Consider the following 26522-nt stretch of genomic DNA (forward strand, 5'->3'; position numbering starts at 1 on the left):
CGCCGGGCCGGCTCAGAAGCGGAAGCCGAGGGTGAGCCGCAGGGTGGGGGAGCTCACCCACTCCCGCTCCTCGACCCCTTCGAAGCCGCGGTCCGGGTCGGCGAAGCCCACCGGCGTCTCCAGACGCCAGAGCGCCAGGCCCACGTCCGAGCGCAGCATGAGGCGCTGGGAAGGGAGGTAGCGCAGGCCCGCCCCCAGCGTGGTCATGAACGAGCTCCCGAACTCGAAGCGATCATCCTCCAGGATGCGCTCGTCGTCGGGTTGGGCGCCCTCGCTCTCGAAGATCCAGCCGCCGCCGATCAGCAGGTGGGGGCTCAGGCCGTTCCAGGTGCGACGTCCGGTGAGCGAGAAGCGCACGCCGGCCTCGATGGAGGTGAGCAGCGCGTCGGCCTGACCCGTCACGCGATCGCCTTCGGGAAGCTCGGGATCGATGACGTCGCGCGTCGTGGACTGGACGGTGGTGATGACGTCCAGGCCGAAGGGCCCGCCGAGCTCCAGGTCGTAGAGCAGCCCGAAGATCGGACCTCCGCCGGGGCCATACCCGAAGCGCCCGGTGCCCGCGTCCCGGTATCCGACGAAGGCGTTGGCGGACTGTCTGCGCTCGATGCCGCGATACGGCGAGCGCACCGTCTGGGCCACGAGGGGCTGCGCGACCGCCGCCAGCCCCACCACGGCCCACGCCACCCGAAGGCGCTTCCCGACCCGCTTCCACACCATCACGTCGTGCCTTTCCTTTTCCTGGATCCGCCCGCCCCCGGGGATGTGGCGCGCCGGAAGCTAGCCCCGGTGCCGTGGAGTGCCAATCGTGCGCGGCCCGACCGTTGACGCTCGCGGACACCCCGCCCGACATTGCCCCGCCGAGGCCGGGGCGCTCCCGCGTTCCGGCGCTCTGCTAAGACACCCGCCGACCATCCAGGTTCGCGCCGGAGCGGGCTTTGTGAACGTCGTCCTCCCCCATCCGCGAGCGACCGCCTCCCGCCGGCCCAGGCCGGTCCTGTTCGCCCTGCTCGGCCTGACGGCGTGTGCGGACGCGGGCCCGAGCGCTCCCTCCGAGCTGCCGCTCGAGATCGTGGTGGTGGCGGGGGACGGCCAGGTCGCCCTCCCCGGCGCGGAGCTGCCCGAGCCCCTGATCCTCGAGGTGCGGGCCCGCGGCGGCGGCCCGGGCGCACCGGGGCGCCGGGTCCTGCTGGAGCCCACGCAGGGAAGCGGGCTGCGCATCCTGCCGACCGAGGCGCTGACCGACGCCACCGGTCGGGCGCGGGTCCGGCTTCGGCTCGGCGTGGTGCCGGGCCCCTATGGCGTCCGGGCCCGTCTCGAGGGCGGAGCGATGGCGGAGGCCGCTGCGCTGGCCGTCGCGGCGCCCCGCCTGGACGCCCTGTCGGCCACGGCCGCGCCGGCCGGCGGCACCCTGGTCCTGACGGGTGCGGCGCTCTGGTCGCCGGCCGGAGGCCGGGTCGAGGTGGGCGGGCTGCGTGGCCGGGTGCTGGATGCCGAGCAGGATCGCCTCGAGATCGAGGTGCCGCCCTGCCTGCCGGCGCTGTCGGCCGAGGTCCGGGTGCACGGTGCGACGGGCGTCTCCGCCCCGCTGCCCCTGGAGGTGACGGCCGCCGCGGCCCTTCCCCGGCTCGCCGTCGGCGAGTCCCGGACGCTGGGCCCGGGCGATGCGCAATCGTGTGTGGGCGTGGGCCTGGGCGCCGGGGACGAGGTCTTGGTGCAGGTGACCTCGACCCAGGCCGAGGTGACCGGTCCCGTGCCGTTCGTCCTGGTCGGCGCCGGCCTTCCCCGGACCGGGACCGGCACCACCGTCCTCACGGCTCCGCCGCGTGGATCGGCCCGTCGGCCCGGTGGAATCGTTCCGGCACCGGCGGGCCTCCGCGACCGTCTGGCCCGCCTGGAGGCCACCGCGGCGCATTCCGGGGGCACCGCCCCGGTGGGGAAGGGGCCACCGGCGCGCACGCCCGCGCTCGGGGAATCCCGGACCTTCGACGTGGTGCGCGCCGACGGGACCTTCGAGCCCGTGGAGGCCGAGGTGCGCCACGTGGCGGAGCACGCCGTCTTCTACGCGGAGGTGGGCGCTTCCGAGCTGCCGGTCGGCGATTCCGCGTGGGGCGTCCTCGCCGGGCTCTTCGACGGACCCATCTGGGAGGTGGACCGGTCGCTCTATGGCGACGTGCCCGACCTGGACGGCAACGGTCGGGTCGCGCTGCTGTTCACGGGAGCGGTCAACGGTCTGAGCGCCCCGGGCGGGCAGGGCCGGGTGGGGGGCTTCTTCTTCGGCGTGGACCTCCTTCCCGGACGACCCGGTTCCAACGAAGGGGAGGTGCTCTACCTGATCCGTCCCGATCCCGACGGCCGCGACGGGCCGCCCATCGCGCGCTCGGAGGTGCTCGAAGGGGTGCCGGCCGTGATCGCGCACGAGCTTCAGCACCTGATCCACTTCCACGAGCGGATGCGGGTACGGGCCGCGGCCGGGACCGAGGCCACCTGGCTGTCGGAGGGGCTCGCCGTGATGGCCGAGGATCGGGTGGCCCTCCACCTGGAGCAGGCCGGGGATCTGGCGGGCCGCGATCGCTTCCAGCGAGGGAATCGGGTGCGGGGCCGGGACTACCTGCGGGACCCGTCCACCGTGAGCCTCATCATCACGCAGGGTGCCGGTACGGTGGAGGAGCGGGGGGGCGCCTGGCTCTTCCTGCGCTATCTGACGGAGCGCTACGGCACCCGCGTGCTGGGTGAGCTCACCCGCACGACCGAGCGCGGCACCCGCAATGTCGAGCAGGTCACCGGGATCCTCTGGGCAGAGGCGTTGGGCGACTGGGGGGTGGCGCTGGCGGCCGACGGCGTGCCCGGCCTGCCGCCCCGCTACGGCTATCCCGTCCTGGATGTCGGCGCCGCCGTGGGCGGGGCGCCGCGGATCCCGATCCCGCTGGTGGGGGAACGGACGCACGTGCCGCTGACGCTGCGGCCCTCGTCCCTGGCCCATCTCGTGCTGTCCGGGGACGAGGTCTCGGAGATCGCGTTGGGCCTGTCCGGGGACGAGGGCGGCGCGCCTCCCGCGTCCGCCGCCGTGCAGCTCCGCGTGGTGCGGCTGCGCTAGCGCGCGACGGCGGTGCGACCGAGGCCCGGCGCCGGTCGCGCAACGCCGCGTGAGCGCCCGCCGAGCGATGAATCTTCGACGCCGGGATGGCGTATTGTCCTCACACGGGGGCCAGGCGGACCCTTCGCACCCCAACCCACGGACCCATGCGCTGCAACACCTGCGGGGAGCATCTGGAGGCCGGTGTCACCCACTGTCCCACCTGCGGTGCTCCGACGCCCCGTCTGCTCGGCCGTACGGCCAACGTGCGGCGCTGTCCCCGCTGTGGGTACTGGGGGCAGGGCGTCTCCTACTTCAGCCGCCCCGGCCACATCGCCGTCCTCGCAGGGCTCTCGCTGTTCACGTACGGGATCGGCGGGCTGACGTACTGGTTGGTCTGCAGGAAGCGGCGGATCTGTCCCAGTTGCGGGCTGGGGTGGGAGAGCTCCACCCGGTTGCTCAGCGCGCCGCAGAACGGCGCGCTGCCCCGACCCCTGGAGATCGAGCCACCCAAGCCACTCCCGGGAAGCGGGATCGGTCGGCGGGTGACCGGCGTGCTCGCGCTGCTCATGGCGGCCTTGATGATCGTCATGGGCGTCATCGAGCTGGAGGCGGCCATGATCGCCGTCGGTGGCGTGATGGGCGCCGGGGGCTCGCTCTCCTTCCTGTGGGGCTACTCCGCGCTGCAGAACCGACGCAAGGCCGTCCTCAAGAGCATGGAGCGTCGCGTCCTGCTGCTGGCGCAGGAGAAGGGCGGGCAGCTGACCGTGTCGGAGGTGGCCACGGAGCTGGACCTCTCCCTGCAGGCGGCCGAGAAGGTGCTGATGGAGATGGACGACGGCTTCCGCGTCCGCTCGGAGGTGACCGAGAGCGGGCTGCTCCTCTACGAGTTCCCCGAGCTCAAGTACCGCAACGGTCTGCCCCCGACGCCGGCGGCCGAGCGCCTGCCTCCTGCTCGTCCTGCGCCCCGGCCGCGCCCGCCCGAGGCGGCACGGACGCCGGACGCGGCCTCGGGGCCGGATCCAAAGGCCTGAGCCGGCGTCCCGCGCGTGCGGGCCCGCTCAGCGGGGCCCGGAACGGGGAGCGCGCACGCGTTGCAGCGAGACGAGGATGAGCGCGGCGCCGGCCAGCTGGAGCGGCGCGGGTCGCTCCCCCAGCCAGACCCACGCGATGGCGAGGGCCACCACGGGCACCACGTTCGAGTAGAGCGCCGTCCGCGCGCTGCCGATGACGCGCACGGCGTGGTACCAGATCAGGTACGCGGCAGCCAGGCCCAACGCTCCGGCATAGAGCGCGCGTAGCCAGAACGCGAGTGGCAGCGACGTCAGGGAGACGTCCGTCAGGGACGGCAGCCCCACCACCAGGATGGGCGGCGTGCCCAGCCAGAGCGCCCAGGCGGTGACCGGCAGCGCTCCGTGACGCGCGACCAGCGGGCGCCCGCCGACCGTGTAGGCCGACCACACCACGGAGGCCAGGACGAGCCCCAGGTCTCCGAGGAGCGCGGTGCGGTCGAGCGCGATGCCCGTGCCCCCGCCCAGCGCCACCAGGACGATCCCGACCAGGCTGGCCAGGGCCGCGCCCCAGACCCGTGCGTCCACGTGCTCGTGCCCGGCCCACGCGGAGAAGAGCGCGGTCCAGATGGGCGTGGTCGCGAGCAATACGCTGGCGTTGCCGGCCAGGGTGACCTCCAGGCCGCGGATGAAGAGCACCTGGTACAGGAGATGACCGACCACGCCCAGCACCCCGATGCGGAGCAGCGCGGGAAGCGGGAGACGGAGCGAACGGCCCCGCACGCGCAGCACGACGAACAGCGCCAGACACGCGATGGGGAAGCGGATCGCGTTGAAGCCGAGCGGGGGCACCCAGGCGAACGCCGTCTTGATGACGGCGAAGTTGAGGCCCCAGATCAGGACCAGCAGGGCCAGGGGCGCCTCGGCGCCCCGGTCGGGGAGCGGCGCGGCGGGCGTGGCGCGGGCCTGGGGCAGGGGAGCCAGCTCGGTGGTGGACGGGTCAGCGGCCTCGCGCCCTGACGCGGACGGATACTATCCTTCTCGCGAGCGCCGTCCAGGGGAGTCCCCGGGCGGCAGCGTGGACCGCGGTCCTTCGGTGGACCGTTCGTGCGAGGTGGGTATGCGGCAGTTCGACGACGAGCAGGGCCGTTCGTGGGTGGCGACCGTGGAGGCGCGACCCGACGGGAACTACAAGGGGCGCTACCACCTGGTGCTGCGCCCCCATCCGGGGGACGGCGGCGAGGTCGACCTCGACGACGTGCGCTGGAACAGCGAGCGCACCGCGGAGCGGACGCTGGAGACGATGTCGCTGCTCGAGCTGCGCCGGCGTCTACGCTGGGCGCTCAGCCGCTCCGACGTCGACGCGGTTCCCTACTGACCCGACGTCCCCGCCGCACCGGGGCGGGCGTCGGACCGGGCCGCCGGCCGTAGCTCGACCCCTGCGCCCTCGCGCGCCCGGCGCAGGCTCGCGATCCGCTCGCTCAGCGCATCCTCCACGCGCTTCGCTGCGCGCCGGGACGGCACATCGTTCTGCAGGATCGCGAACAGCACCGTCTCGCCTTCGAGCGTGCGCAGCTCCCCCGACAGTGCCGAGACGCCCGTCAGCGTTCCGGTCTTGGCGCGCAGGTTCTCCGCGGCGGCACCGCGCGTCATGCGACCCATCTCGTCCGCACCGGCGCGAGGCAGGGACTCGAACAGCGCGTCCCAGGTGTCGGCGCCGCGCATGTACGCCAGCGTCCGGACCAGCACGTCGGCGCTCACGCGGTTGCCGCGCGAAAGTCCGGAGCCGTCGTGGATCTCCACCTCGTCGGGATCGGCGCCGACGGTCTCCACCAGGAAGTCCCTGAGGACCCGGCTGCCGGCCTCGTAGGACCCTTCGCCCTCCACGGCCCGCCCCAACGTCTTGAGCAGGAGCTCGGCATAGAGGTTGTGGCTGTGCTTGTTCATGACCTCGACCAGCTCCGCCATCGGGGGGGAGCGGTGTTCGGCCACGATGCGCGGCGGCGCCGCTTCGGCGTCGAGCGGAGCCCAGCGGTTGCGACCGGTCAGCGCGGACGCGGCGTCGTTCCCGAGGGCGTGGCTTCCCCCCGCGACGCGCACGCCGCGCTCCTCGAGCGCGCGGCGCAGCGCACCGGCTGCGAAGGTCGCGGGATCGTCCACGCTGATGAGCCGCCAGCGCTCGGGACCCGCCGTCCCCAGCTCGCCCTGGATCACGATCGGACCGGTCCCCCCACTGCGCCCCGCGAACATGCGCTGCGTGCGTCCCGCCACGGTCGTCGCGCGGTTGACCACCGCCACCTGGGCTCCGCCGGGGATGGTCTCATAGCGGGCCGGCGTCTCCGCGTCGGCACCCGGCATCACGCGCAACGTGATCACGTTCTCGTTGAACGACAGCGCCGAGGCTGGCGCGGCGAACCAGTCGTCCAGGTCCGCGGGCTCCCAGTCCGGGTGGACTTCGGGTCCATCGAAGAAGGTCCCGTCCCCCACGACCGAGCCCGTGATGCCGGTCAAGCCGAGGCGCGCCACGGCCGTGTCGGCCAAGGCCTCGACCACGGCCGTGCGGGAGCCGGAGAAGCGCCACGACAGGGCAGGATCTCCGGTGCCGTACAGCACCAGGTCGCCCTGGAGGACGCCGTCGACCACGGGACCGTCCGCCAGGACGAACGTGCGGTAGCGGTACTCCGGGCCGAGCACGTGCAGCGCCGCCGCGGCCGTGAGCAGCTTCATGTTCGAGGCGGGGATCAGCGGCAGGTCGGTATTGAGCGCGAACAGCGTATCCCCGCGCTCCAGGGAGACGGCGAGGATGCCCCACGTCGCGCCCCGCCACCCCGTGCGTTGCAGCACGGCCGACAACTCCTCCTGCAGGGTCGGATCCGAGCCTGCAGGGGGGGTGCGGGCCGCGACCAGCGCGCCGGCCACCACGGTGAGGGTGGCGAGAACGGAGCCGAGACGGCGGTGGGATCCCATGTCCATGCGTACACGAAGGCGGGGTCGGGAGTTCGCTCCGGACATCAGTCGGCGAAGCCGTCCAGCGGGTCCTGCGCCGCGTCTGCGAGGATCACGCCAGGATTGAGGAGGCCGTGGGGATCGAACGCCCGCTTGAGCCCCTGGAAGCGCCGCACGCGCGATGCGCCCCAGATCCTCGGCAGGTAGGGAGCCCGGATGCGCCCGTCGCCATGCTCCCCGGAGAGTGTGCCCCCGAGTGACGCGATGAGCTCCACCGTGTCGTCGAGGAGGGTGCGGACGCGGGCGCGCCAATCCGGCCGCTCGAGGTCCACGAGCGGATTGACGTGCACGTGGCCGTCCCCGGCGTGACCGAAGACGACCGCGTCCGTCTCCGCCTCGCGGAGCAGCGCGTCCAGGCCCTGGAGGTAGCGTCCGAGCGCAGGCGGGGGCACGACCCCGTCCTCGATGAACTGCAAGGAGCGCAGGCCGCGTCCGGCGGCTTCCTGGATCAGCGGGCTCGCCCGGTGGCGGAGGCCCCAGAGCGTGGCGCTCGTGGCCGCGTCGCGTGCGATCCGCACGGGTGCGCCAACGGTCCGGGCGCGAGCCTCCAGGTCGGCGGTCAGCGCGGCCACCTGCGCCTCGTCGCCGGCCACCTCGATGAGGAGCAGCGCTTCCTGTCCTCCGCCCAGGTCGGCGAGCTCCGGATCGTTCTCCAGCCCGATCATGTCGAGCAGCCGACGGCCGAGCATCTCGCACGTCCGCGTGCCTGTGTCCCGGCACCAGGCGGTCCAGTCGAGCAGGGCCGGAAGATCCGCGCACGCCACGACCGCCAGGGCCGTGGCCCGGGGCAGGGGCTCCAGCCGCAGGGTCGCCGCCGTCACCACGGCCAGCGTGCCCTCGCTCCCGATCACCAGGTCCACGGGACGGCCGGTGGAGGCGTACGCGTCCAGCGCGTATCCGCTGGAGTTCTTGCGGACCGCCGGCCAGTCGGGTCCCGGATCGACCGCGGGGCTTCCGACCGGGGGCAGCCCCTCCAGCGCCGTCGAGCCCACCTCGACGATCCGTCCGTCGGGCAGCACCCCCTCCACCGACTCCACCCAGGCGCGGGTGGCTCCCGCCGCGAACGTGCGGGCCCCGGCCGCGTTGGCGGCGATCATCCCGCCCAGGGTGGCCCAGGCCGCGCTGGAGGGCAGGGGCGGGAAGCTCAGACCCGCGCGCGCCGCCGCCTGCTCGACGTCCGCGGCCACCGCGCCCGCGCCCACGCGCACCGTGCGGCGTGCCCCGTCCACCGGGCCGATCCATCGGAACGGGGCGCCCAGCTCCAGCACCACGCCCCGACCCACGTTGCCACCGGGCATCCCGGTCGCGGCGCCGCGGGGAACGACCGGATGGCCCTCCGAGCCGCACCAGCGCAGCAGCGTGGCGATGTCGTGGGCATCCTGGGGCAGCGCGACGGCCGACGGGCGCAGACGGACGGGACCGCGCGAACCCGCGTACGCGTCGCGGGCGGAGGCGTCGGTGTGGAAGCCACCGCGGAAGGCCCGCGGTGCCCGGAGCTCAGGCGCGGGCTTCCCGCGCATGGAGGCCGCCGCACGACTGGCAGTAGCCGCTCAGCTCCAGGCGCGCCTCCACGACGTGGAAGCCGTCGGGGGCCCGGATCACATCGCGTGCCGCCTGCAGCCCCGGCACGTCCGGGACGTCGACGATGCAGCCGCAGGCCAGACAGCGGGCATGATGATGGGGAGAGGTGTCACCGTCGTACCGCGCCGACCCATCGATGGGCGAGAGCTTTCGGGCGAGACCACAGCTCACCAGGGCCTCGAGGCTCTTGTAGACCGTCGCGAGCGAGATGCCGTCCACCTCTTCGCGCACCTGCACGAACACGTCTTCGGCCGTCGGATGGCTCGTCGTCGACACGAGGTAGCGATAGACGGCCGCGCGCTGCTCCGTGAAGCGCTGACCCCGCGCTCCCAGGGCACGCCGCAGGCGCTCGTCCAGTCCGTGACCGCTCGATGTGGGCATCCCGACAAGCTCGGTCGCCCCCGGCGCACCTGTCAACATGGCGTGTCGCACCGGGCGGTGGGCGCGCGTGGCCCGGTGACCGGGAGGTCGTGCCGGGGTGCGCTTGCATGCCCTGGAAGGGCGCGGGTACCGTTCAGGTTCCTGAGAGGGCGCCCGGGGCGCCCGGTCCCGAGCATCCGGAGTCCGACCCGATGAGCCACCGCGCAGGCGACGCCCTCGACGTCCTGCTGACCGAGACCCGCCGCTTCCCGCCGTCCGAGGCCTTCAAGGACCAGGCGGTCCTGTCCGACCCGGGTGTCTACGCGCGCGCCGCCGCCGACCCGGAGGCGTACTGGGCGTCCTGGGCCGAGGAGCTCGAGTGGTTCACGCCGTGGGACACGGTGCTGGAGTGGACGCCGCCCCATGCGCGCTGGTTCTCGGGAGGCACGCTCAACGTCGCGTACAACTGCCTGGACCGGCACGTGCGCGGCCCCCGGCGCAACCAGGCCGCGCTGATCTGGGAGGGTGAGCCCCAGGACGAGCGGCGCACCTACACGTACTGGGACCTGTACCGCGAGGTCTGCCAGTTCGCCAACGTGCTCAAGGAGCTCGGCGTCGAGAAGGGCGACCGCGTCGCGATCTATCTGCCGATGATCCCGGAGGCGGCGATCGCGATGCTCGCCTGCGCCCGCATCGGCGCGCCCCATTCGGTCGTCTTTGGTGGGTTCAGCCCCGATTCGCTCGCCGATCGCATCAACGACGCCGAGGCCAAGGTGCTGGTCACGGCGGACGGGGGCTATCGGCGCGGGCAGGTGGTCCCGCTCAAGGCCGCGGCCGACCGGGCGCTGGAGAAGTGCCCCACCATCGAGAGCTGCGTGGTGGTGGGACGTGGCTTCGGGCTCTCGCGCGTGTCCGGCGTGCACATGACCAAGGGACGCGACTACTGGTGGCACGAGCTGATGGACGCGGCTTCGGCGGAGTGTCCCGCCGAGCCGATGGAGTCGGAGGACATCCTCTACATCCTCTACACCTCCGGCACGACCGGGAAGCCCAAGGGGGTCGTGCATCACACCGGCGGGTACCTCACGCAGGTGTACGCGACCACAAAGACCGTCTTCGATCTCAAGGACGACGACGTCTACTGGTGCACGGCCGACGTGGGCTGGGTGACGGGCCACAGCTACATCGTCTACGGGCCGCTCGCGTGCGGCGCCACGGTGCTCATGTACGAGGGCGCGCCGGACTGGCCGCATCGCGGCCGCTTCTGGGAGATTTGCGAGAAGTACGGCGTGAGCGTGTTCTACACCGCGCCCACGGCCATCCGCGCCTTCATGCGCTGGGGTGAGGAGTGGCCGGCCAGGTACGATCTGTCCCGTCTGCGTCTGCTGGGGTCGGTGGGGGAGCCCATCAACCCCGAGGCGTGGATGTGGTACCACCGGGTGATCGGCGGCGAGCGCTGTCCCATCGTGGACACGTGGTGGCAGACGGAGACCGGGGCCATCATGATCACGCCGCTTCCCGGGATCACGGAGACCCGTCCCGGGAGTGCTACCCACCCCTTCCCGGGCATCTCGGCGACCATCCTGAACGAAGAGGGGAAGGAGGCGCACGCGGGCTACCTGGCCGTCACGCGTCCCTGGCCGTCCATGATCCGCACCGTGTGGGGAGACGACGCGCGCTTCCACGAGCAGTACTGGTCCAGGTGGGAGGGCACCTACTTCCCCGGCGACGGCGCCAAGCGCGACGACGACGGGTACCTGTGGGTCCTGGGTCGTGTCGATGACGTCCTCAACGTGGCGGGGCACCGCATCGGCACCATGGAGGTGGAGAGCGCCCTGGTGGACCATCACTCCGTGGCGGAAGCGGCGGTGGTGGGGAAGGCGCACGAGATCAAGGGTCAGGCGGTGGCGGCCTTCGTCACCCTGAAGGAAGGCGTCGAGGGATCCCACGCGATGCTCGAGGAGCTGCGGCAGCACGTTGCGGACAAGATCGGCGCCATCGCGCGGCCGGAGACCATCCTCTTCACGGCCGCGCTGCCCAAGACCCGGTCGGGGAAGATCATGCGCCGCCTGCTCCGCGACATCGCCGACGGCCGCGCCGTCGGCGACACCACCACGCTCGCCGATCCCGAGGTGATCCTGGCGCTCAAGACCCGCTACGAGGAGGAAGGCGCCGAGGCCTGACGCCTTCCCGGGGAGGACACATGTCCGTCTTCAGCAATCCGGCGTCGGGAGCGCCCGAGCACGCCCGCGCCTACGTAGACGCCGTGCTCGGGCTCGTGGAGGACCGCGACCGCCTCGAGATCCTGCGTACGTCCCCGGCCTGGTTCGCGGACGCGGTCACGGGGTTGGAGGAGGCTGCGCTCCTGCGACCGGAAGCGCCCGGGAAATGGTCCATCGGCCAGGTGCTGCAGCACCTGGCCGATTCCGAGCTGGTCTGGGGCTACCGGCTGCGGCGGATCCTGAGCGAGGACCGCCCGACGTTGCACGGGTTCGACCAGGACGCCTGGGCGGACGCGCTCGACTACGCCACCGGTGATGCGCAGCTCGCCCTGGACGTATTCCGCGCGCTGCGCTCGGTGCACGTCCGTCTGCTCGAGCGCGCCGGCCCGGACGCGCTGCGGCGCGTCGGCGTGCACGCGGAGCGGGGCGAAGAGAGCCTCGACCACCTGGTCTCCCTCTACGCCGGCCACGACCTCGCCCATCGCCGGCAGGTGGAGCGGATCCGCGCGTTGTACGCCTGAGGGTACCGGTCAACGGCATCCGTCGGGAGCGGCGGTTCGATTTCACGCTGCGGCCTCCCGGCCGTTCCAGGGATGAAGACCCCGACGTCCCGAACCGAGGAGACCCCGTGCCGCGGATCGTCCGCTCCCTCCTGTGCTGGGCCCGAAGCACCGTGCTGCTGACGATGACCCTGTCGGTGCTGTCGGACGGCACGGTGGAGTTGCTCCTGCGGGCGCTGCCCGGAGGCGCATGCGGATGAGGGGTCCGATCCCCCGCTGGATGGAGGCTCACCAGGCGGAGCTGACACGACACCTGGCGCGCATGGTGGACGACCCCGACGACGTGGCCGACGTGCTCCAGCACGTCTGGGTGCGGGCGTGGCAGCGCTTCCCGGACGGGGACGGCGTGAAGGTGCGCGCCTGGTTGTACCGGGTGGCCACCAACGCCGCGCTCGACCGGATCGCCTACCGCACGCGCTGGCGCGCCCGCTTGCAGACGCTGGCGGCCGACCCCGACGGCACCGTGGTGGACGCGCCCGCCGCCCCGTTGTCGGAGCGGACGGCGGGCGTGGTGCGGGCCGCGTTGGCGGAGCTGCCCCCGCGACAGCGCGAGGCGGTGTGGTTCCGATGCGTGGAGGGGCGGGACTACGGAGACGTGGCGGAGCGGATGGGCGGCACGCCGGAAGGCGCGCGCGCCAACGTGCATCACGGCCTCAAGCGGCTGCGCCGCGCGCTGGCCGACCTGGCCGAGGAGGAGTGAGATGACGCAGCGAGTGGAAGAGCGGGCCTGCGCGGTGTCGGAGCGCGAGCTCCACGCCTTCCTGGACGGCGAGGTCTCCGACGTGGAGGCCGTGGATCTGGCGGAGCACGTGGCCGGCTGCCCGCGCTGCCGGGCGCGGGCCGTGGCCGAGCGGCGGACCCGGAGTGCGCTGGCCGCGCTGGATGCGGAGCAGGCCGTGCGCTGGCACCGGTTCCGAAGCCCGTTCGGGACGCTGTACACGGCACGGACCGCGCGCGGTCTGGCCCGGGTGAGCTGGCAGCAGCCGGACCCCGAAGCGTTCGAGGCGGCGCTGGCGCAGCGCTTCCCCGGGCTCCCGGTGCTGCGCGACCGCGTTGCGCTCGAGCCGGTGGAGGACGAGATGAGCCGCTACTTCGACCGGGAGCTCGAGCGCTTCACCGTGGACGTGGACCTGAGCGACCTGGGGGATTTCCAGCGCAGCGTGCTGCAGGAGGCCGCGCGGATCCCGTTCGGCGAGGTCATCCCCTACGCGGAGCTGGCGCGCCGGATCGACCGGCCGCGCGCGGCGCGCGCGGTAGGGAACGCGCTCGGCGCCAATCCGGTGGCGATCGTGGTGCCCTGCCACCGGATCGTGGCCAGCAACGGGACGCTGGGGGGCTACACCGGGGGCGTCGAGTACAAGCGGCGGTTGCTGGACGTAGAGGGGCGCCGCGACCTGTTCAGCGAGGGGGGATGATGCCGCGGAAGAAGGAGATACGCGCCCCGGGCGAGCTGGCGTTCCTGGAGCGGGCGCTGCACGAGGGCTTCGACGCCGAGGCCTGGCACGGCCCCACGCTGCGGGGAAGTCTGCGGCGCGTCCGGGCGGAGGAAGCCGCGCGCTCGCCGGGCGCGGACCGCCACACCATCTGGGGTCTGGCGCTGCATGCGGCGTACTGGAAGCATCGGGTGCGGTGCCGCATCACGGGCCTGGAGTCGAGGTTCGAGCGCAGCCCCGCGAACTTCCCGACCGTGCCCGAACGCGCCGACGAGGCCGCGTGGAAGGAGGACCTGGCGTTGCTGGACCGTATGCACGGCGACCTGCTCGCGGCCGTGCGTGCCCTGGACCCGCGAACGTTGGACGATCCCGCACCGCGCCGCAGCCGGCGCGACCAGATCCTGGGCGCGGCGTTCCACGACGTCTACCATGCCGGGCAGATCCGGTTGCTCCGGAGGATGTTCGAGTCGGGGTGAGACGGCCCTCCCGACCCGCTACTCCGTCGCCAGCGGATCCGGTCGACCGCCCGGCCGGGGCCGGCCTCCCTTGTCGCGCAGCGGATGGGCGGGCACGCCGACCACCAGCGTATCCGCAGGAACGTCCTTGGTGATGAGCGCGCCCGCACCCGCCATGGAGTATTCGTGCATGCGCACACCCGCCAGCACCGTGGCGTGGTACGCGACGCGTACGCCGCGCTCGATCACGGTGGGTGCGAGCGTCACGTCGCGCGGGTCGTCCAGGGCGTGCGAGTGGCTGTAGACGTTGACGAAGTCGGACAGCGACACCTTGTCTCCGAGGACGATGCCACCCCGGTCGTCCAGCAGCACCTCGCGGTGCACGACGACGTTGTCCCCGACCTCCAGGTTGTAGCCGAAGCTGAGCTTGACCTGATGGAAGGCCTTGAAGTTGGTGCCGCAGCGCTTGAAGATCCGGCGGGCCAGCAGGCGGCGCAGCTTGATGCCCAGGTGCACGTTCTCCCCGAGCGGGCTGCGGTCGAACATCTCCCAGAGCCAGATCAGCGGCTTGACCCGGTCGTAGCGCTCCAGGTCGGTCTCGTCGTAATACTCGGGCTCCAGCGTCACATTGCGCGCGTCCAACTGCAGCGCCAGCACCTCCGTGGCTCCGGACGTCCCGTCGGTGCCCCGGAGCCACGGCCCGTACACCTCCGTCAAGACCTCCCGGCAGAGCGCATAGCGGTCGCAGGCGGGATCCTCCAACCGGGCGTCGATGGAGCCCAGCCAGCGGTCGTAGGCCGCTTCGGTCTCGGGCGGGAGAGGGACAGGACGGAGCGGCAGGTTGGGCATCGGGCTCGGGGTCCGGGGTGCGCGGGGGTCCGGGGAAGACTACCCCCCGGGTGGGGCGCTTCCAAGGGCGGGCTGCAACGGGGTGGCCGCACGAGCGTCCACCGGACGGACCGTCGGGCCGGTCGGGCCCGTCGCCCGCCGGCGCGCGGGCGTCTCCCTGGGCTCTCCGCCAATCCTGGAGGCCCGCGCCCGGTTCCCTTGACCCGCTCCCGCCTTTCGTCGAGCGTTCCGATCTGGGGTCCCGGTCCCGACCTGGCCTCCTCGACCGGTCGGGGCAGGGGCCACGCCGTCAGCCGCAGGGAGCGGACATGCACGACATGCTCAGAACCCGGTTGCTCCGCACCATCGAGGGCCTGCCGGAGAACCAGGTCTACCAGGTCCTCGACTACATCGAGTTCCTGCAGTCCAAGTACGCCCCGGCCGCCGGAACCGAGGCCAGCAGCCTGCAGCGCTTCGCCGACACCCTCGAGGACAAGCTCCGGCGCAAGGCCTTGAACCCGAGCACCCTGCGCGAGGCCTTCCAGCTGATCTCGGCAGCGGACCGCGTGCTCTCCGGCGTGTCGAACGCCGGCAAGAAGCTCCTCAACGAGCTGGGGGGCGTGGAAGACGAACGTCCCGCGGGAACCGCGACGCCCTCCGATCCGCGCCCGCCCGCCCCCGGCAACGGCGGACCCTCGTCGCCTTGACACTCCGGCGTCCGCGCCGGTAGGATGGCCCATGGGAAGACCAGTGTTTCCCAGCGGCTCTCGCCCGCCGACTGTCGTGCCTCGGGCACGGACGTTCGGCGGGCGCTTTGTATCCACCCTCCACGCCGTTCTGCCCTGTCCATGACCCTGCGTTCGTCCCGCTCCGCCGACGTCATCCGCATGCCCACCAAGCGCCCGCGCGCGTCCCACATCGTCGGCGAGGGCCTGACGTTCGACGACGTGCTCCTGATCCCCGGCCACTCCACGATCCACCCGAAGGACACCGTCCTCGAGTCGCGCCTGACGCGGGCCATCCCGCTGCGCATCCCGCTGCTGTCCGCGGCGATGGACACCGTGACGGAGGCGCGCATGGCGATCGCCATCGCGCGGGAAGGCGGGATCGGGATCGTCCACAAGAACATGTCCATCGAGCGCCAGGCGGAGGAGATCGACCGGGTCAAGCGCTCCGAGAGCGGCATGATCCTGAATCCCATCACGCTGGGGGCGCATGCGACGCTGAAGGACGCGCACGACCTGATGGCGCGCTTCTCCATCAGTGGCGTGCCCATCGTGGAGGAAGGCGGTCGGCTGGTCGGCATCATCACGAACCGCGATCTCCAGTTCGAGACGGACCTGTCGCAGTCCATCGACGCCGTGATGACCTCCGAGCGGCTCGTCACGGCTCCGGTCGGCACCACGTTGGACGACGCCGAGCGCATCCTGCACAAGCACCGGATCGAGAAGCTCCCGGTCGTGGACGACAACGGCATCCTGCGGGGCCTCATCACGGTCAAGGACATCTACAAGCGGCGTCAGTTCCCCGACGCCTGCAAGGACGATCACGGTCGTCTGCGCGTGGGTGGCGCCATCGGCGCCGGCCCCCGAGACCTGGATCGGGCGCACGCCCTGGTGGCGGCAGGCGTGGACGTGCTCGTCATCGACACGGCGCACGGACATTCGGAAGGGGTGCTGCAGGCGCTGGAGCGGACGCGGGCGGCGCTACCGGACGCACAGATCGTGGCCGGCAACGTGGGAACCGCGGAGGCGGCGCGCGCGCTGGTCGAGCGGGGTGCCGATGCGGTGAAGGTGGGCGTGGGACCCGGCTCGATCTGCACCACGCGGGTGGTCACCGGCGTGGGACTGCCGCAGCTGACCGCCATCATGGACGCGGTCGACGGCGTCGACGGCCGCGTGCCGATCATCGCCGACGGGGGGATCCGCTACTCGGGCGACATCGTCAAGGCGCTGGCCGCCGGCGCGTCGTCGGTCATGATGGGCTCGATGTTCGCCGGCACGGAGGAGGCCCCCGGAGAGAGCTTCCTGCTGGAGGGGCGGCGCTTCAAGATCGTGCGCGGCATGGGCTCCCTGTCCGCGATGGAGCAGGGCTCCGCCGACCGATACTTCCAGGAGGGGGAGCAGAACGCGAAGAAGCTGGTGCCGGAGGGCATCGAGGCGCGCGTGCCCTACAAGGGTCCCGTGGGCGACACGGTCTTCCAGCTCGTGGGTGGCCTGCGCAGCGGAATGGGCTACGTGGGCGCGTCCGACCTGGAGGACCTGCGCGAGCGGGCCCGATTCCTGCGCATCACATCGGGAGGGCTGCGGGAGTCGCACCCGCACGACGTGACCATCACACGCGAAGCGCCCAACTACCACCTGTAGCCCGCACGCCATGCGCCCGCACGAGATCCGCCCGAGGTTGCTGCTCGGTCCCGGCCCCTCGCCGGTGTCCGAGCGCGTGCTCGCGGCCCTGGCCCGACCGACCGTCGGGCACCTGGATCCGCAGCTGCTGGCCCTGATGGACGAGATCCAGGAGGGTCTGCGCCGGGTGTTCGGCACCACGAACCCCATGACGTTCGCGCTGTCGGCCACCGGGTCGGCGGGCATGGAGGCCGCGCTCGCCAACGTGCTGGAGCCGGGAGACGGCGCGGTCATCGGCGTCAACGGCGTCTTCGGAGGCCGGCTGGCCGAGATGGCCCGGCGCTTGGGGGCCCGGGTCGTCGAGGTGGAGGCCCCCTGGGGGGAGCCGATCCCGGAGGAGCGTTTCCTGGACGCGGTACGTCGTCTCCCGGGTGCGCGCGTCGCCGCCCTGGTGCACGCCGAGACGTCGACCGGGGTCGAGCAGCCTCTCGATGGGGTGGGCCGCGCGCTGGCGGACACGGACGCCCTGTTCCTGGTCGACGCGGTCACCTCGCTCGCGGGCATCCCCGTGGAGGTGGACGCACGGGGGATCGACATCTGCTACGCCGGCACGCAGAAGTGCCTGGGCGTCCCCCCGGGCCTGGCGCCCATCACGTTCTCGCCCAAGGCCATGGACCGGATCGCCCGGCGGACCGTTCCCTGTCCGAGCTGGTATCTGGACGTGACGCTGATCGCGGGCTACCTGGGAGAGGAGCGGCGGTATCATCACACGGCGCCCGTGAACATGCTGTACGCGCTGCGGGAGGGGCTGGCCCTCGTGGAGGAGGAGGGCCTCGAGGCCCGGTTCGCGCGCCACCGCGCCGCAGGCGAATCCCTGCAGGCCGCGCTGGTCGAGCGCGGCTTCGGGCTCTTCGCCACCGAGGGGTTCCGGCTTCCGCAGCTCACCGCCGTGTCCCTGCCGGGCGGTCGGGACGAGGCGCCGCTGCGACGCGCGCTCCTGGAGCGGCACGGGATCGAGGTCGGCGGAGGGCTGGGACCCGCCAAAGGACGCATCTGGAGGATCGGGCTGATGGGAGAAGGCGCGCGCACGTCCGTGGTGGACCGACTGCTGGAAGGGGTGGACGCCGTGGTTGCGGTGGAGGCGCTCGCGTGAGGGCCCGGACCGGTCTCCTCGCGCTCGCGGCCCTGACGGGCTGCGCGCCGGTCGGCGGCGGGCCCGCTCCCGCCCCCGCGCCCGTGGCGGACGAGGTCCTGCCGCTCGAGCTGCCCGAACCTCCCGTCGCAGAGACCGAGACTCCCGCGGGGGAAGCCCCGGTCTGGGTGGACGTGCCCGACGAGGTCGCCGAAGCGGCGGCCGAGGATCCCCACCTGGACGAGATCCTCTCCTCGCCGCTCCGCAACCAGCCCGAGATCCGGGAGCGGATCGACTTCTGGGTCAACTTCTGGAGCACGCGCGGATCGGCTCACTTCCAGCGCTATCTCGACCGCATGGGGCGGTACCAGCCGCTCGTGGATGCGGAGATCGAGGCGCGGGGCCTGCCCCGTTCGCTGCGCTATCTCCCGATCGTCGAGTCCGGCTACAACCCGGGCGCGCAGAGCCGCGCCGCCGCGGTGGGGTTGTGGCAGTTCATGAGCGGCACCGCCCGCTTCAAGGGCCTGCGCGTCGACGGCATCGTGGATGAGCGGCTCGATCCGGTGGCCGCCACACCGGTGGCGCTGGACTACCTGGCCGAGCTGCGTGAACAGTTCGGATCGTGGTTCATGGCGCTCGCCGCCTACAACTCGGGTCCGGGCCGCATCGGCGGCATCATCCGCCGTCACGCGCCGGATGCGCCGCGCACGGATTCGCTCTTCTGGGCGCTCTCCGATCGCATGCCCAACGAGACCAGCCACTTCGTGCCCCGCCTGTTCGCGGCCACCGAGATCGCCATGGACCCGGAGCGCTACGGGTTCCGGCTCCCCGCCGAGATCGAGGCGTTCGACTACGAGACCGTGGAGGTGGACGATGCGGTGTCGTTGGACGTGGTGGCCGAGCTGATCGACGCCGAGGAGGACGTGATCCTCGAGTTGAACCCGCATCTGCGGCAGCGCGTGACGCCTCCGGGCCGTCCCTTCACGGTACGCGTGCCCCGGGGACGCACCGTCGGCTTCGCCGAGCGCCTGGCCGAGGTGCCCCAACGCCAGCGGGTCACCTTCCTGCAGCACCAGGTGGCGCGCGGCGAGACGCTCTCCCACATCGCCGGCCGCTACGGCATCCGCGTGTCCACCCTGCAAGCGGCCAATCCCAACGTGAACCCGCGCCGCATGCGGATCGGGCAGACGCTGATCATCCCGACCGGCGGGGTGGACCGTGCGCGCATCGCGGCCGCCACGCCGGCCGCTCCGCCGAGCGCGGGCCGCGCGGACGCGGCCGAGGGCGGCGGGGAGACCACGACGACCACCGTCGCCGTCGCGACACCGGGCGGGGCGGACGTCACCCACGTGGTCCAACGCGGCGAGAACCCCTGGACCATCTCGCGGCGCTACGGCGTCCCGGTGGACGATCTGCTCGCCTGGAACTCGCTGACCAAGGGCGAGACGATCCATCCCGGCACGCGTCTCCAGGTGCGGGGCGCCCGCGTGGTGCTCTACCGGGTGCAGTCGGGGGACACCCTGTCGGGGATCGCCGCCCGCCACGGCGTGAGCGCGCGTGCGATCGCGGACGCCAATGGGCTCACGCTCCGGTCGGTGATCCGGCCGGGCGACCAGATGAAGATCCCCGTGGGGGGGAACTAGCCGGCTTCAGACGGCTGTCGGTGCGCCGCCCCGCCTCGTCGGCCGGGGCTCACACACCCGTCAGTCGGTGCCGGCGCGCCAGGTCCCCGAGCGCCCGCCCGACTTCTCCACCAGCCGCACCGCTTCGATCACCATCCCCCGGTCCACGGCCTTGACCATGTCGTACACGGTCAGCAGCGCCACGCTGGCCGCCATCAGCGCCTCCATCTCCACGCCGGTCCGGCCGTGCACGCGCGCCGTGGCCGTCACCCGCACGCCGGGCAGCTCCGGGGCGGGCTGGACGTCCACGTCGAACGAGGTCTCCGGCAGGGCGTGACACAACGGGATGAGGTCCGCGGTGCGCTTGCCGCCCAGGATGCCGGCCAGGCGCGCCGTCCCCAGCACCTCGCCCTTCTTGCCGTCGCCCCGGATCACGCGCTCGAGCGCCTCCGCGCTCATGCGGATCCGCCCTTCCGCGATCGCGGTGCGACCGCTGATGGCCTTGCCGCCCACGTCCACCATGTGCGCCGATCCGTCCGTGCGCAGGTGGGTCAAGGCGTCGTCGTCGGGCGGGTGACCGGAGGCGTCCATGGGAGGCGGGGTCAGGAGGCGACGGCCTGCGCGTGCAGGAGCTCGCGCAGCCGTTGGGACAGGTGGAAGAGCAGAAGCTGGGGATTGGCGTTGCCCTGGGCCAGCGCCCGGGCTTCGAAGACCGCGTCCACCGCCGGGCCGTACCGATCCGCGGGCGTGCCCAGCGCGCGCTGGATCCGCCCCAGCAGCTCCAGCTGGTCCACGCTGACCACCTGGTCCTCCAGTCCCGCGGCCACCGCCGCCAGGTCGCGCAGCCACTGGGCCGTCTCGTCCAGGAGCGGCGCCAGGCCGCGTCCGCCGGCCACGGACGCACCGACCGCGTAGGCGTAGGCGCCGTCCGGCCGGGGCGACAAGGCGGCGCGCACGAAACCCAGCGCCTCGGAGCGGACGCGCTCCAGCGCTCCCGGCCCCCCCGCGTCCGGCAGGAAGCCCAGCGCGCGCCCGAGGGAGCCGCGCCCCAGGCGGGCCGCGACCGCGGCGGCGGGGGGCGCTGCGTCGGCCCACTCGATCAGCGCGCGCTCCACGTCGGGGGTGGGAAGGGGTGCCAGGTGGAGGTGGAGCAGCCGTGACCGGATGGTCGGCAGCAGTGCGTGGGGCTCGGCGGACGTCAGGATGAAGTGGGTCGACCCCGGCGGCTCCTCGAGCAGCTTGAGCAGGGCGTTGGCGGCTTCCGGGCTCGATTCCTGAGGCACGAGGGCCTCTGCCGACCCGACCAGGAAGATCTGACGCCCCCCCTCGGAGGAGCGCTTGTGGGCCAGGCGGCGGATGGTGCGCGACGTGGCCACGAACAGGCCGACGGGCTCGTCCTGGGCGGCGGCCCGGAGCGGAGCCTCGCGGATCTCGGCAAGCGCCTCCTGCCGCGCCTCCTCCAGCTTGTCCTCCAGCCGCTCGGGGCTGCTGGCACCCTTGGGGCGGGGCAGGGGGAAGAACCAGTGCAGGTCGGGGTGCTCCAGGCGGAGCACGAGCCGGCAGGCGCGGCAGGCCCCGCAGGGCCCTCGCTCCGCGTCGGGGGCGTCGCAGAGGAGGAGCTGGGCCAGCCACAGGCCCAGGCGCTGCTTGCCCACCCCGGCGGGTCCGTGCAGGAGCAGCCCCGCCGGCAGGGCGCCGCGCGCAAAGGCGCCCGCGAGGCTCCGGCGCAGCGCGTCGTGGCCCAGGACCGGATGGAGCGTCACGAGCCGGGGCGCGCCTTCAGCCACTGCAGCGGATCGGTCGCCTGGGGCGAACTGCCTCCGATCCGCATGCGGACCTGGAACTCGAGGTGGGGCCCTTCGGGTGTGTTGGCGCCCCCGACCGTCCCCAGCACCTGTCCGTCCGTGACGGACCTCCCTTCCGCCACCGTGACCCCGTCCAGGTACAGGTAGAGGGTGTAGAAGCCTTCCCCGTGGCTGAGCATCACGGTGGGCCCGTAGCCCTCGAGCGGGCCCGCGTGGACGACCAGCCCGGGCCGTACGGCATGGACCGGCGTGCCCACCGGGGCCGCGATGCCGAGGCCGTTCCACCGGAGCGCCGTGCCGTTCGGACGCTGCTCCAGCCCGAAGCGGTAGAGGATCTGTCCATCCACCGGCCAGTCCAGCGCCCCCACGTCCGCGGCCGACAGGGTGGAGGCCGCCGGAGCCGGTCCTCCCGCCACCCGCGTGCGTTGCTCCTCGGTGCGGCGCCGTTCCTCCAGGTCTTCCACCAGCGCGGTCATGCGCTGGTCGCGCGCCTCCAGCTCGGCCAGGCGGCCTTCGGCTGCCTGCGCGCTCTGGCGATACGTGGAGAGCGTCGCCTGATGGGTGCGCTGCACGCGTACGAGCTCGCGCTCCTCCTGCAGCTTGGCGTCACGCAGGCGGCCGAGCTCGGCGAGCTGACCCTCCAGCTCGGCGCCCTGATCCACGAGCGAACGCTCGAGCGTGGCGACCCGGTCCACGAGCGTCTGGTCCAACGACGTGAGCAGATACAGGTAGCGATAGCGGTTGAGCAGGTCCGCGAACGATTCCGCTCCGAGCAGCACGCGCACGGCGTTCAGCGGTCCACGTTTGAAGACCTCGCGTAGCCGCGTCCCCAACGCGCGTCGCTTGCGGGTCAGATCCTCGCGTGTGGAGCTGAGCGACGTGGTGATGCGGGTCACCTCGGAGGAGACGGTCTCCAGCTGGAAGTCCATCTCCACCACGGCCGAGCGCGACGTGTTGAGCTGCCGCTCGATGTTCTGGATCTCGGAGGAGACGTCGCGCACCTGCGAGCGGAGGTTGTTCAGCTCGGTGTTGAGCCGAGCCCGCTCGGAGCGGATCTCCTCCAGCCGGCGCTGGCTCTCGGCGATCTGCTGCCGCACGTCCGCCGGCGGTTGCTGCTGGGCGGAGAGCGGGGCCGCGAGCAACGCGAAGACGGCGACGGCGCGGGGGACGAGGGCACGCATCCTCAAACTTCCCGCAGGTACCGCCGCAGCGCCAGGGCGCTGGAGGCCGTACCGAACACGACACCGGCGCCCAGACCGATCAGGATCCACGACGACGGCAGGAAGGCCACCTCGAACAGGAAGCCGCGGATGGTGCGGTGCGTGAGCCAGGTGAGCCCCAGTGCCAGCAGCCCGCCCGCCAACCCCGTGACGGCACCCTCCAGCAGGAAGGGGCGGGCGACGAACCCGTTGGTGGCGCCCACCAGCCGCATGATGGCGATCTCGTCCTTGCGCGCGAAGATGGCGATGCGGATCGCCGTCCCGATGATGAGCGCCGCCACCGATGCGAACGCGAAGCCCAGGAAGAGCGACGTGAAGCCCGCGATCCGGCGCAGCAGGAAGAGCCGCTGCACCCACTCCTGCCCGTAGCGCACGTCTTCGACGAAGGGGAGGAGCGTCGCCTCGTGCGCGACCTCCTCGATGGCCTCCTCCGTGCGGAATTCCTCCTGCAGGCGGATCTCCAGCGACGCCGGCAGGGGGTTGTCGTCGAGGCCGCGGAAGGCGTCGCGGAACTCGGGCAGGTCGGCCTGGGCCCGCGCCAGCGCCTGGTCCTTGGTGACCAGCCGCACCTCCAGCACCTCCGGCCGGCGACGCAGCTGATCCTGCCCCATGGTGACGTCGAGCGCACGTGCGTCGTCGCGCAGGTAGGCGACGATCTCCACGCGTTCCTCGATGGTGGCCAGCGCCTCGCTCAGGTTGAACGCGGCCAACGAGAAGATGCCCACCACGAAGAGGGCCAGCCCCACCATGGCGGCGGACAGTCCCGTCAGCACCGGAGCGCGGCGGAAGGCCGCCAGCGCTTCGCGCAGCGCGTAGGGCATCAGGCCGCTTCCGAGTCGTAGACCAGCCGCCCCTGGTCGAGCTCGATCATGCGTAGCTCGGGGTGCTTCTGGATCAGCTCGAGGTTGTGCGTCGCCATCAGCACGGACATGCCGAGCGCGTTGATCTCCAGGAACAGGTCCAGGATCCCGCGGGTGGCGCGGTCGTCCAGGTTGCCCGTGGGCTCGTCGGCCAGCAGCACCAGCGGGTCGTTGGCCAGGGCGCGCGCGATGGCCACGCGCTGGCGCTCTCCACCGGACAGCTCCTCGATGTGGGCGCCCGCCTTGGCGGCGAGGCCCACCTGCGAGAGCAGACGCTGGACCTTGGGGCCGATCTCCCCGCGGGACGTGCCCGTCACCTCCAGGGCGAACGCGACGTTCTCGGCCGCGGTGCGGCCCGGGAGCAGGCGGAACTCCTGGAAGACGTAGCCCACGCGGCGGCGCACCTTCCAGAGATCGCGCTCCGGGGTGCGCAGCGAGGAGAAGCCGCTGACCCGCACTTCGCCCTGGCTGGGACGCTCCGCCATGTGGATCAGCCGCATGGTGGTGGACTTGCCGGAGCCCGAGTGACCGGTCAGGAAGACGAACTCACCCTTGCGGACGTGGAAGGACACGTCGCTCAGCGCCGCTCCCCGGGGCGGGTAGTCCTTGGTCACGTGGTTGAACTTGATCACGGCGCTCCGTGCCCTGGCGTTCCGTTCCGGGCGCCGGGTGGCCGCTGCGTGTCCGACCGGGCCCGGCCGGACGGTGGCCCCATGCTACCCGCGGTCCAAATCCGTGTCAAAGCGTGGGATCCGACAACCGGCGCGCCAGCTGGATGGCCTCCATGAAGGACGACGGGTCGGCCCGACCGGTGCCCACCAGATCAAAGGCCGTGCCGTGATCGGGGGACGTGCGGACGAACGGCAGCCCGAGCGTGACGTTGACCCCACCTCCGAAGGACGCCGTCTTGAAGGCGGCCATCCCCACGTCGTGGTAGGGGGCGAGCACGGCGTCGAACTCCCCCTGGAGCGCCCGGTGGAAGACCGTATCGGCCGGGATGGGTCCCGTGAGCTCCACTCCGTTCCGCCGAGCTTCGTCCACCGCCGGGATGAGCACCCGCGCTTCTTCGTCCCCGAACAGGCCTCCGTCGGAGGCGTGGGGGTTGAGGGCGCACAGGGCCAGTCGCGGGGCGCCGATCCCCCACCGTTCCGCGAGCGAACGCGAGGTCAGCCGTGCCGATTCCACCAGGAGCTCCGTGGTGAGGAGCTCCGGGACGCGCCGCAGCGCGACGTGCGTGGTGACCAGGAGCACCCGGAGCGGCCCCCCCAGACGCGTGCGCTCGGCCGCCATCAGCATGCCGACCCGGGGGGCCGAAGCCAGCGCACCCAGCATCTCCGTCTGGCCCGGGGTGCGATACCCGGCCACGTGCAGGGCACCCTTGTGCACGGGACCCGTCACGATGGCGTCCGCCTCTCCCGCCAGGCAGAGTTGGACGGCCCGTGTCAGCGCCAGGCCGGACACGGCCCCGGCGGAGCGCTCGGACCCGTCGAACGGACCGACCGCCTCGAAGGTGGCGCCGGGGAACGGCCCCGCATCCCGCGCGCCGAGCACATGGAGCGGGACCCCGCGCAGGTCCTCCGACAGCTGCTCGAGCGAGCGGCGGAGCAGCTCCGGTCCCACGCCCCGGGGATCGCCGGTCGTCAGGACCAGCCCCCGGGTCCGTGCGGTCGTCACATCCGGATCTCGACGTAGGAGCGCTCACGCAGGGAGCGCATGAGCTCCTCCAGCACCTTCTCCTGGGTCAACCGCTGCCGGATGTTCGATTCCAGGTCCGCGAAGGTGTAGTCGCCCTCCTCGCGGATCTCCACCACCTGCACCACCGCGTAGGCGTTCTGGCCGCCGTTGGCCAGCCGGATGGGACCGACGACGTCGCCCGCCGAGGCGTTCCCCAGCGCGGCCGCGTAGCCCAGTGGCAGGCTGCTCAGCTGGTCCTGCGTGGTGGTGAGCGAGTCGGGGAGCTCCTCGCTGCCGTACGTGTCGGCCAGCTCCTTCACCGACTCGCCCGCCCGGGCGCGCACCAGCAGGCTGTCCGCCAGGGCCCGGGCCCGGGTGTCGTCGTCGGCGCCCAGGTTGAAGCCGATCAGGATGTGCCGCGCCTTGCGCTCTGGACCGCGCACGCGGTCCACCTTGATGATGTGGTAGCCGAACTGGGTGCGGATGGGGGGACTGACCTGTCCGCTGAACAGCTCGAACGCCGCGTCCTCGAACTCGCGCACGAAGCCCGATCCGCGCTTGAACCACCCCAGGTCGCCGCCGAGCTGCTTGGAGCCGGGGTCGTCCGACCAGCGGCGCGCCACCTCCTCGAAGTCGGCTCCCTCCAGCAGGGCGAAGTAGAGCGAATCGGCCTTCTGCAGGGCCAGCGAGTCCGCCTCCTCCGAAGGCGAGGGCTCCACGATGATCTGCCGGAAGGTGATCGTGGCGGGTCGGCGCTGCAGCTGTCCGCGGTTGGCGTCGAAGAACGCCCGCATCTCCGACTCGTCGACCTCGGCCACGCGCACCGTGCGCTGCTGCTTGGCCATGTACTGCTGCTGCAGGGATTGCGCGCGCGCGTCCTGCTTGAGCATGTCCCGGAAGGCCTGCAGGCTGAGGTCCTGATCGTCCAGGATGCGCTGGAAGGCGGTCTGCCCACCGGCGCGCTGGATGCGCGCGTCGACGTCCTGGCGGACCTGCTCGTCCAGCTGCTCGTCGTTGACCTGGATGGTCGAATCCTGCAGGGCGGCCTGGATGACCAGCTGCTCGTTGACCATCTGGTCCAGGATCTGCCGGCGCGCCTCGCGGCGCGCCGCCGAATCGGAGGGCAGCGGGGCGCCGTTCAGCTCGAGCTGGAGCTCCCGCTCCCGGAGCTGGGACAGCAGGATGATGGAGTCCTGGGCGACCGCCACGATGCGATCCACCTCCTCGGAGGTCTGGAGCGGCACCTGGGCCGACGCCGGGGCGGTGCCCGCCAACGCCAGCGGAAGGGCGAGCAGCAGTCCGGAGAACGGGCGCATCGGAGAGATCTTCATGCGTT

At 72.4% G+C, this 26522-nt stretch carries 26 protein-coding genes; 13 read left to right on the forward strand and 13 right to left on the reverse strand.

The window, feature by feature from the left end:
- Positions 1-12: 12 nt before the first annotated feature.
- A complete protein-coding gene (locus R3E98_06005) occupies positions 13-720 on the reverse strand; it encodes a hypothetical protein (GenBank protein MEZ4422939.1) in 708 nt (235 codons plus the stop codon).
- A 217-nt stretch (positions 721-937) separates the two neighbouring features.
- Between R3E98_06005 and R3E98_06010 the strand changes: the two genes are divergently transcribed.
- Positions 938-3094 (forward strand): hypothetical protein, encoded by a 2157-nt coding sequence (locus R3E98_06010; GenBank protein ID MEZ4422940.1) that lies wholly within the window; start codon positions 938-940, stop codon positions 3092-3094.
- A 146-nt stretch (positions 3095-3240) separates the two neighbouring features.
- Positions 3241-4107, forward strand: coding sequence for a hypothetical protein (locus tag R3E98_06015; GenBank protein MEZ4422941.1), 867 nt, complete (start codon positions 3241-3243; stop codon positions 4105-4107).
- Positions 4108-4134: 27 nt separating this feature from the next.
- Here R3E98_06015 and R3E98_06020 read toward each other — a convergent pair whose 3' ends face one another.
- On the reverse strand, positions 4135-5067 hold the full coding sequence (locus R3E98_06020) for a DMT family transporter (GenBank protein ID MEZ4422942.1): 933 nt from the start codon (positions 5065-5067) through the stop codon (positions 4135-4137).
- Between the two features lie 136 nt (positions 5068-5203).
- On the opposite strand from R3E98_06020, the gene R3E98_06025 reads away from it, so the two are divergent.
- Positions 5204-5461, forward strand: coding sequence for a hypothetical protein (locus R3E98_06025; protein MEZ4422943.1), 258 nt, complete (start codon positions 5204-5206; stop codon positions 5459-5461).
- Here the strand turns inward: R3E98_06025 and dacB are convergent.
- From dacB to R3E98_06040, 3 genes are read right to left on the reverse strand one after another with little or no spacing between them, the layout of a single operon-like run.
- The gene (gene dacB, locus R3E98_06030) at positions 5455-7056 is read right to left on the reverse strand and encodes a D-alanyl-D-alanine carboxypeptidase/D-alanyl-D-alanine-endopeptidase (protein MEZ4422944.1); all 1602 of its coding nucleotides are present in this window, start codon (positions 7054-7056) and stop codon (positions 5455-5457) included. The genes R3E98_06025 and dacB overlap by 7 nt on opposite strands.
- A gap of 38 nt (positions 7057-7094) precedes the next feature.
- Positions 7095-8609 carry an FAD-binding oxidoreductase gene (locus tag R3E98_06035; GenBank protein ID MEZ4422945.1) on the reverse strand — a complete coding sequence of 505 codons (1515 nt, stop codon included), beginning with the start codon at positions 8607-8609 and terminating at the stop codon, positions 7095-7097.
- Positions 8587-9051, reverse strand: a complete 465-nt coding sequence (locus tag R3E98_06040; GenBank protein ID MEZ4422946.1) for a transcriptional repressor — start codon at positions 9049-9051, stop codon at positions 8587-8589. Before R3E98_06040 ends, R3E98_06035 begins: the two co-directional genes overlap by 23 nt.
- 191 nt (positions 9052-9242) lie before the next feature.
- Between R3E98_06040 and acs the strand changes: the two genes are divergently transcribed.
- The 6 genes from acs (at position 9243) to R3E98_06070 (ending at position 13721) form a co-directional block, all read left to right on the forward strand.
- The gene (gene acs, locus R3E98_06045) at positions 9243-11213 is read left to right on the forward strand and encodes an acetate--CoA ligase (protein ID MEZ4422947.1); all 1971 of its coding nucleotides are present in this window, start codon (positions 9243-9245) and stop codon (positions 11211-11213) included.
- A gap of 20 nt (positions 11214-11233) precedes the next feature.
- Positions 11234-11773 (forward strand): DinB family protein, encoded by a 540-nt coding sequence (locus R3E98_06050; protein MEZ4422948.1) that lies wholly within the window; start codon positions 11234-11236, stop codon positions 11771-11773.
- Positions 11774-11880: 107 nt separating this feature from the next.
- Positions 11881-12012, forward strand: a complete 132-nt coding sequence (locus R3E98_06055) for a hypothetical protein (GenBank protein ID MEZ4422949.1) — start codon at positions 11881-11883, stop codon at positions 12010-12012.
- Positions 12009-12512, forward strand: a complete 504-nt coding sequence (locus R3E98_06060) for an RNA polymerase sigma factor (GenBank protein ID MEZ4422950.1) — start codon at positions 12009-12011, stop codon at positions 12510-12512. Before R3E98_06055 ends, R3E98_06060 begins: the two co-directional genes overlap by 4 nt.
- A 1-nt stretch (position 12513) precedes the next feature.
- Complete coding sequence (locus R3E98_06065) at positions 12514-13227, forward strand: methylated-DNA--[protein]-cysteine S-methyltransferase (GenBank protein MEZ4422951.1); 714 nt, start codon at positions 12514-12516, stop codon at positions 13225-13227.
- Positions 13224-13721 carry a DinB family protein gene (locus R3E98_06070; protein ID MEZ4422952.1) on the forward strand — a complete coding sequence of 166 codons (498 nt, stop codon included), beginning with the start codon at positions 13224-13226 and terminating at the stop codon, positions 13719-13721. Before R3E98_06065 ends, R3E98_06070 begins: the two co-directional genes overlap by 4 nt.
- An 18-nt stretch (positions 13722-13739) precedes the next feature.
- Here the strand turns inward: R3E98_06070 and R3E98_06075 are convergent, their stop codons facing one another.
- Complete coding sequence (locus R3E98_06075) at positions 13740-14549, reverse strand: acyltransferase (GenBank protein MEZ4422953.1); 810 nt, start codon at positions 14547-14549, stop codon at positions 13740-13742.
- Between the two features lie 317 nt (positions 14550-14866).
- On the opposite strand from R3E98_06075, the gene R3E98_06080 reads away from it, so the two are divergent.
- The 4 genes from R3E98_06080 (at position 14867) to R3E98_06095 (ending at position 19648) form a co-directional block, all read left to right on the forward strand.
- The gene (locus tag R3E98_06080; protein ID MEZ4422954.1) at positions 14867-15235 is read left to right on the forward strand and encodes a DUF2281 domain-containing protein; all 369 of its coding nucleotides are present in this window, start codon (positions 14867-14869) and stop codon (positions 15233-15235) included.
- A 180-nt stretch (positions 15236-15415) separates the two neighbouring features.
- A complete protein-coding gene (gene guaB, locus R3E98_06085; protein ID MEZ4422955.1) occupies positions 15416-16894 on the forward strand; it encodes an IMP dehydrogenase in 1479 nt (492 codons plus the stop codon).
- Between the two features lie 10 nt (positions 16895-16904).
- Positions 16905-18026, forward strand: coding sequence for an aminotransferase class V-fold PLP-dependent enzyme (locus tag R3E98_06090; GenBank protein MEZ4422956.1), 1122 nt, complete (start codon positions 16905-16907; stop codon positions 18024-18026).
- Positions 18023-19648, forward strand: a complete 1626-nt coding sequence (locus tag R3E98_06095) for a LysM peptidoglycan-binding domain-containing protein (protein ID MEZ4422957.1) — start codon at positions 18023-18025, stop codon at positions 19646-19648. The genes R3E98_06090 and R3E98_06095 overlap by 4 nt, the downstream gene beginning before the upstream one ends.
- A gap of 60 nt (positions 19649-19708) precedes the next feature.
- On the opposite strand, the gene moaC is transcribed toward R3E98_06095, so the two are convergent.
- The 7 genes from moaC to R3E98_06130 form a co-directional block, all read right to left on the reverse strand.
- Positions 19709-20218, reverse strand: a complete 510-nt coding sequence (moaC, locus tag R3E98_06100) for a cyclic pyranopterin monophosphate synthase MoaC (GenBank protein ID MEZ4422958.1) — start codon at positions 20216-20218, stop codon at positions 19709-19711.
- Positions 20219-20229: 11 nt separating this feature from the next.
- A complete protein-coding gene (locus R3E98_06105; protein MEZ4422959.1) occupies positions 20230-21414 on the reverse strand; it encodes a hypothetical protein in 1185 nt (394 codons plus the stop codon).
- The gene (locus tag R3E98_06110; GenBank protein ID MEZ4422960.1) at positions 21387-22613 is read right to left on the reverse strand and encodes a peptidoglycan DD-metalloendopeptidase family protein; all 1227 of its coding nucleotides are present in this window, start codon (positions 22611-22613) and stop codon (positions 21387-21389) included. The genes R3E98_06105 and R3E98_06110 overlap by 28 nt, the downstream gene beginning before the upstream one ends.
- A gap of 2 nt (positions 22614-22615) precedes the next feature.
- Entirely contained in the window at positions 22616-23473 is an 858-nt protein-coding gene (locus R3E98_06115) for a permease-like cell division protein FtsX (GenBank protein ID MEZ4422961.1), read from the reverse strand.
- Positions 23473-24144 carry a cell division ATP-binding protein FtsE gene (gene ftsE / locus R3E98_06120; protein ID MEZ4422962.1) on the reverse strand — a complete coding sequence of 224 codons (672 nt, stop codon included), beginning with the start codon at positions 24142-24144 and terminating at the stop codon, positions 23473-23475. The genes R3E98_06115 and ftsE overlap by 1 nt, the downstream gene beginning before the upstream one ends.
- A 106-nt stretch (positions 24145-24250) precedes the next feature.
- Positions 24251-25186 (reverse strand): 4-hydroxythreonine-4-phosphate dehydrogenase PdxA, encoded by a 936-nt coding sequence (gene pdxA / locus R3E98_06125; protein ID MEZ4422963.1) that lies wholly within the window; start codon positions 25184-25186, stop codon positions 24251-24253.
- Positions 25183-26517 carry a peptidylprolyl isomerase gene (locus tag R3E98_06130; protein MEZ4422964.1) on the reverse strand — a complete coding sequence of 445 codons (1335 nt, stop codon included), beginning with the start codon at positions 26515-26517 and terminating at the stop codon, positions 25183-25185. Before R3E98_06130 ends, pdxA begins: the two co-directional genes overlap by 4 nt.
- Positions 26518-26522: the final 5 nt, after the last annotated feature.

The sequence above is a fragment of the Gemmatimonadota bacterium genome (assembly GCA_041390125.1).
GTDB lineage: Bacteria > Gemmatimonadota > Gemmatimonadetes > Longimicrobiales > Gaopeijiaceae > JAGQIF01.

Bases quoted from the DNA above. Each gene is read 5' to 3' on its own strand.
- R3E98_06015 (MEZ4422941.1), top strand. From the start codon at position 3,241: ATGCGCTGCAACACCTGCGGGGAGCATCTGGAGGCCGGTGTCACCCAC.
- R3E98_06025 (MEZ4422943.1), top strand. From the start codon at position 5,204: ATGCGGCAGTTCGACGACGAGCAGGGCCGTTCGTGGGTGGCGACCGTG.
- dacB (MEZ4422944.1), bottom strand. From the start codon at position 7,056: ATGGACATGGGATCCCACCGCCGTCTCGGCTCCGTTCTCGCCACCCTC.
- R3E98_06035 (MEZ4422945.1), bottom strand. From the start codon at position 8,609: ATGCGCGGGAAGCCCGCGCCTGAGCTCCGGGCACCGCGGGCCTTCCGC.
- R3E98_06040 (MEZ4422946.1), bottom strand. From the start codon at position 9,051: ATGCCCACATCGAGCGGTCACGGACTGGACGAGCGCCTGCGGCGTGCC.
- acs (MEZ4422947.1), top strand. From the start codon at position 9,243: ATGAGCCACCGCGCAGGCGACGCCCTCGACGTCCTGCTGACCGAGACC.
- R3E98_06050 (MEZ4422948.1), top strand. From the start codon at position 11,234: ATGTCCGTCTTCAGCAATCCGGCGTCGGGAGCGCCCGAGCACGCCCGC.
- R3E98_06060 (MEZ4422950.1), top strand. From the start codon at position 12,009: ATGAGGGGTCCGATCCCCCGCTGGATGGAGGCTCACCAGGCGGAGCTG.
- R3E98_06065 (MEZ4422951.1), top strand. From the start codon at position 12,514: ATGACGCAGCGAGTGGAAGAGCGGGCCTGCGCGGTGTCGGAGCGCGAG.
- R3E98_06070 (MEZ4422952.1), top strand. From the start codon at position 13,224: ATGATGCCGCGGAAGAAGGAGATACGCGCCCCGGGCGAGCTGGCGTTC.
- R3E98_06075 (MEZ4422953.1), bottom strand. From the start codon at position 14,549: ATGCCCAACCTGCCGCTCCGTCCTGTCCCTCTCCCGCCCGAGACCGAA.
- R3E98_06080 (MEZ4422954.1), top strand. From the start codon at position 14,867: ATGCTCAGAACCCGGTTGCTCCGCACCATCGAGGGCCTGCCGGAGAAC.
- guaB (MEZ4422955.1), top strand. From the start codon at position 15,416: ATGCCCACCAAGCGCCCGCGCGCGTCCCACATCGTCGGCGAGGGCCTG.
- R3E98_06090 (MEZ4422956.1), top strand. From the start codon at position 16,905: ATGCGCCCGCACGAGATCCGCCCGAGGTTGCTGCTCGGTCCCGGCCCC.
- moaC (MEZ4422958.1), bottom strand. From the start codon at position 20,218: ATGGACGCCTCCGGTCACCCGCCCGACGACGACGCCTTGACCCACCTG.
- R3E98_06110 (MEZ4422960.1), bottom strand. From the start codon at position 22,613: ATGCGTGCCCTCGTCCCCCGCGCCGTCGCCGTCTTCGCGTTGCTCGCG.
- R3E98_06115 (MEZ4422961.1), bottom strand. From the start codon at position 23,473: ATGCCCTACGCGCTGCGCGAAGCGCTGGCGGCCTTCCGCCGCGCTCCG.
- R3E98_06130 (MEZ4422964.1), bottom strand. From the start codon at position 26,517: ATGAAGATCTCTCCGATGCGCCCGTTCTCCGGACTGCTGCTCGCCCTT.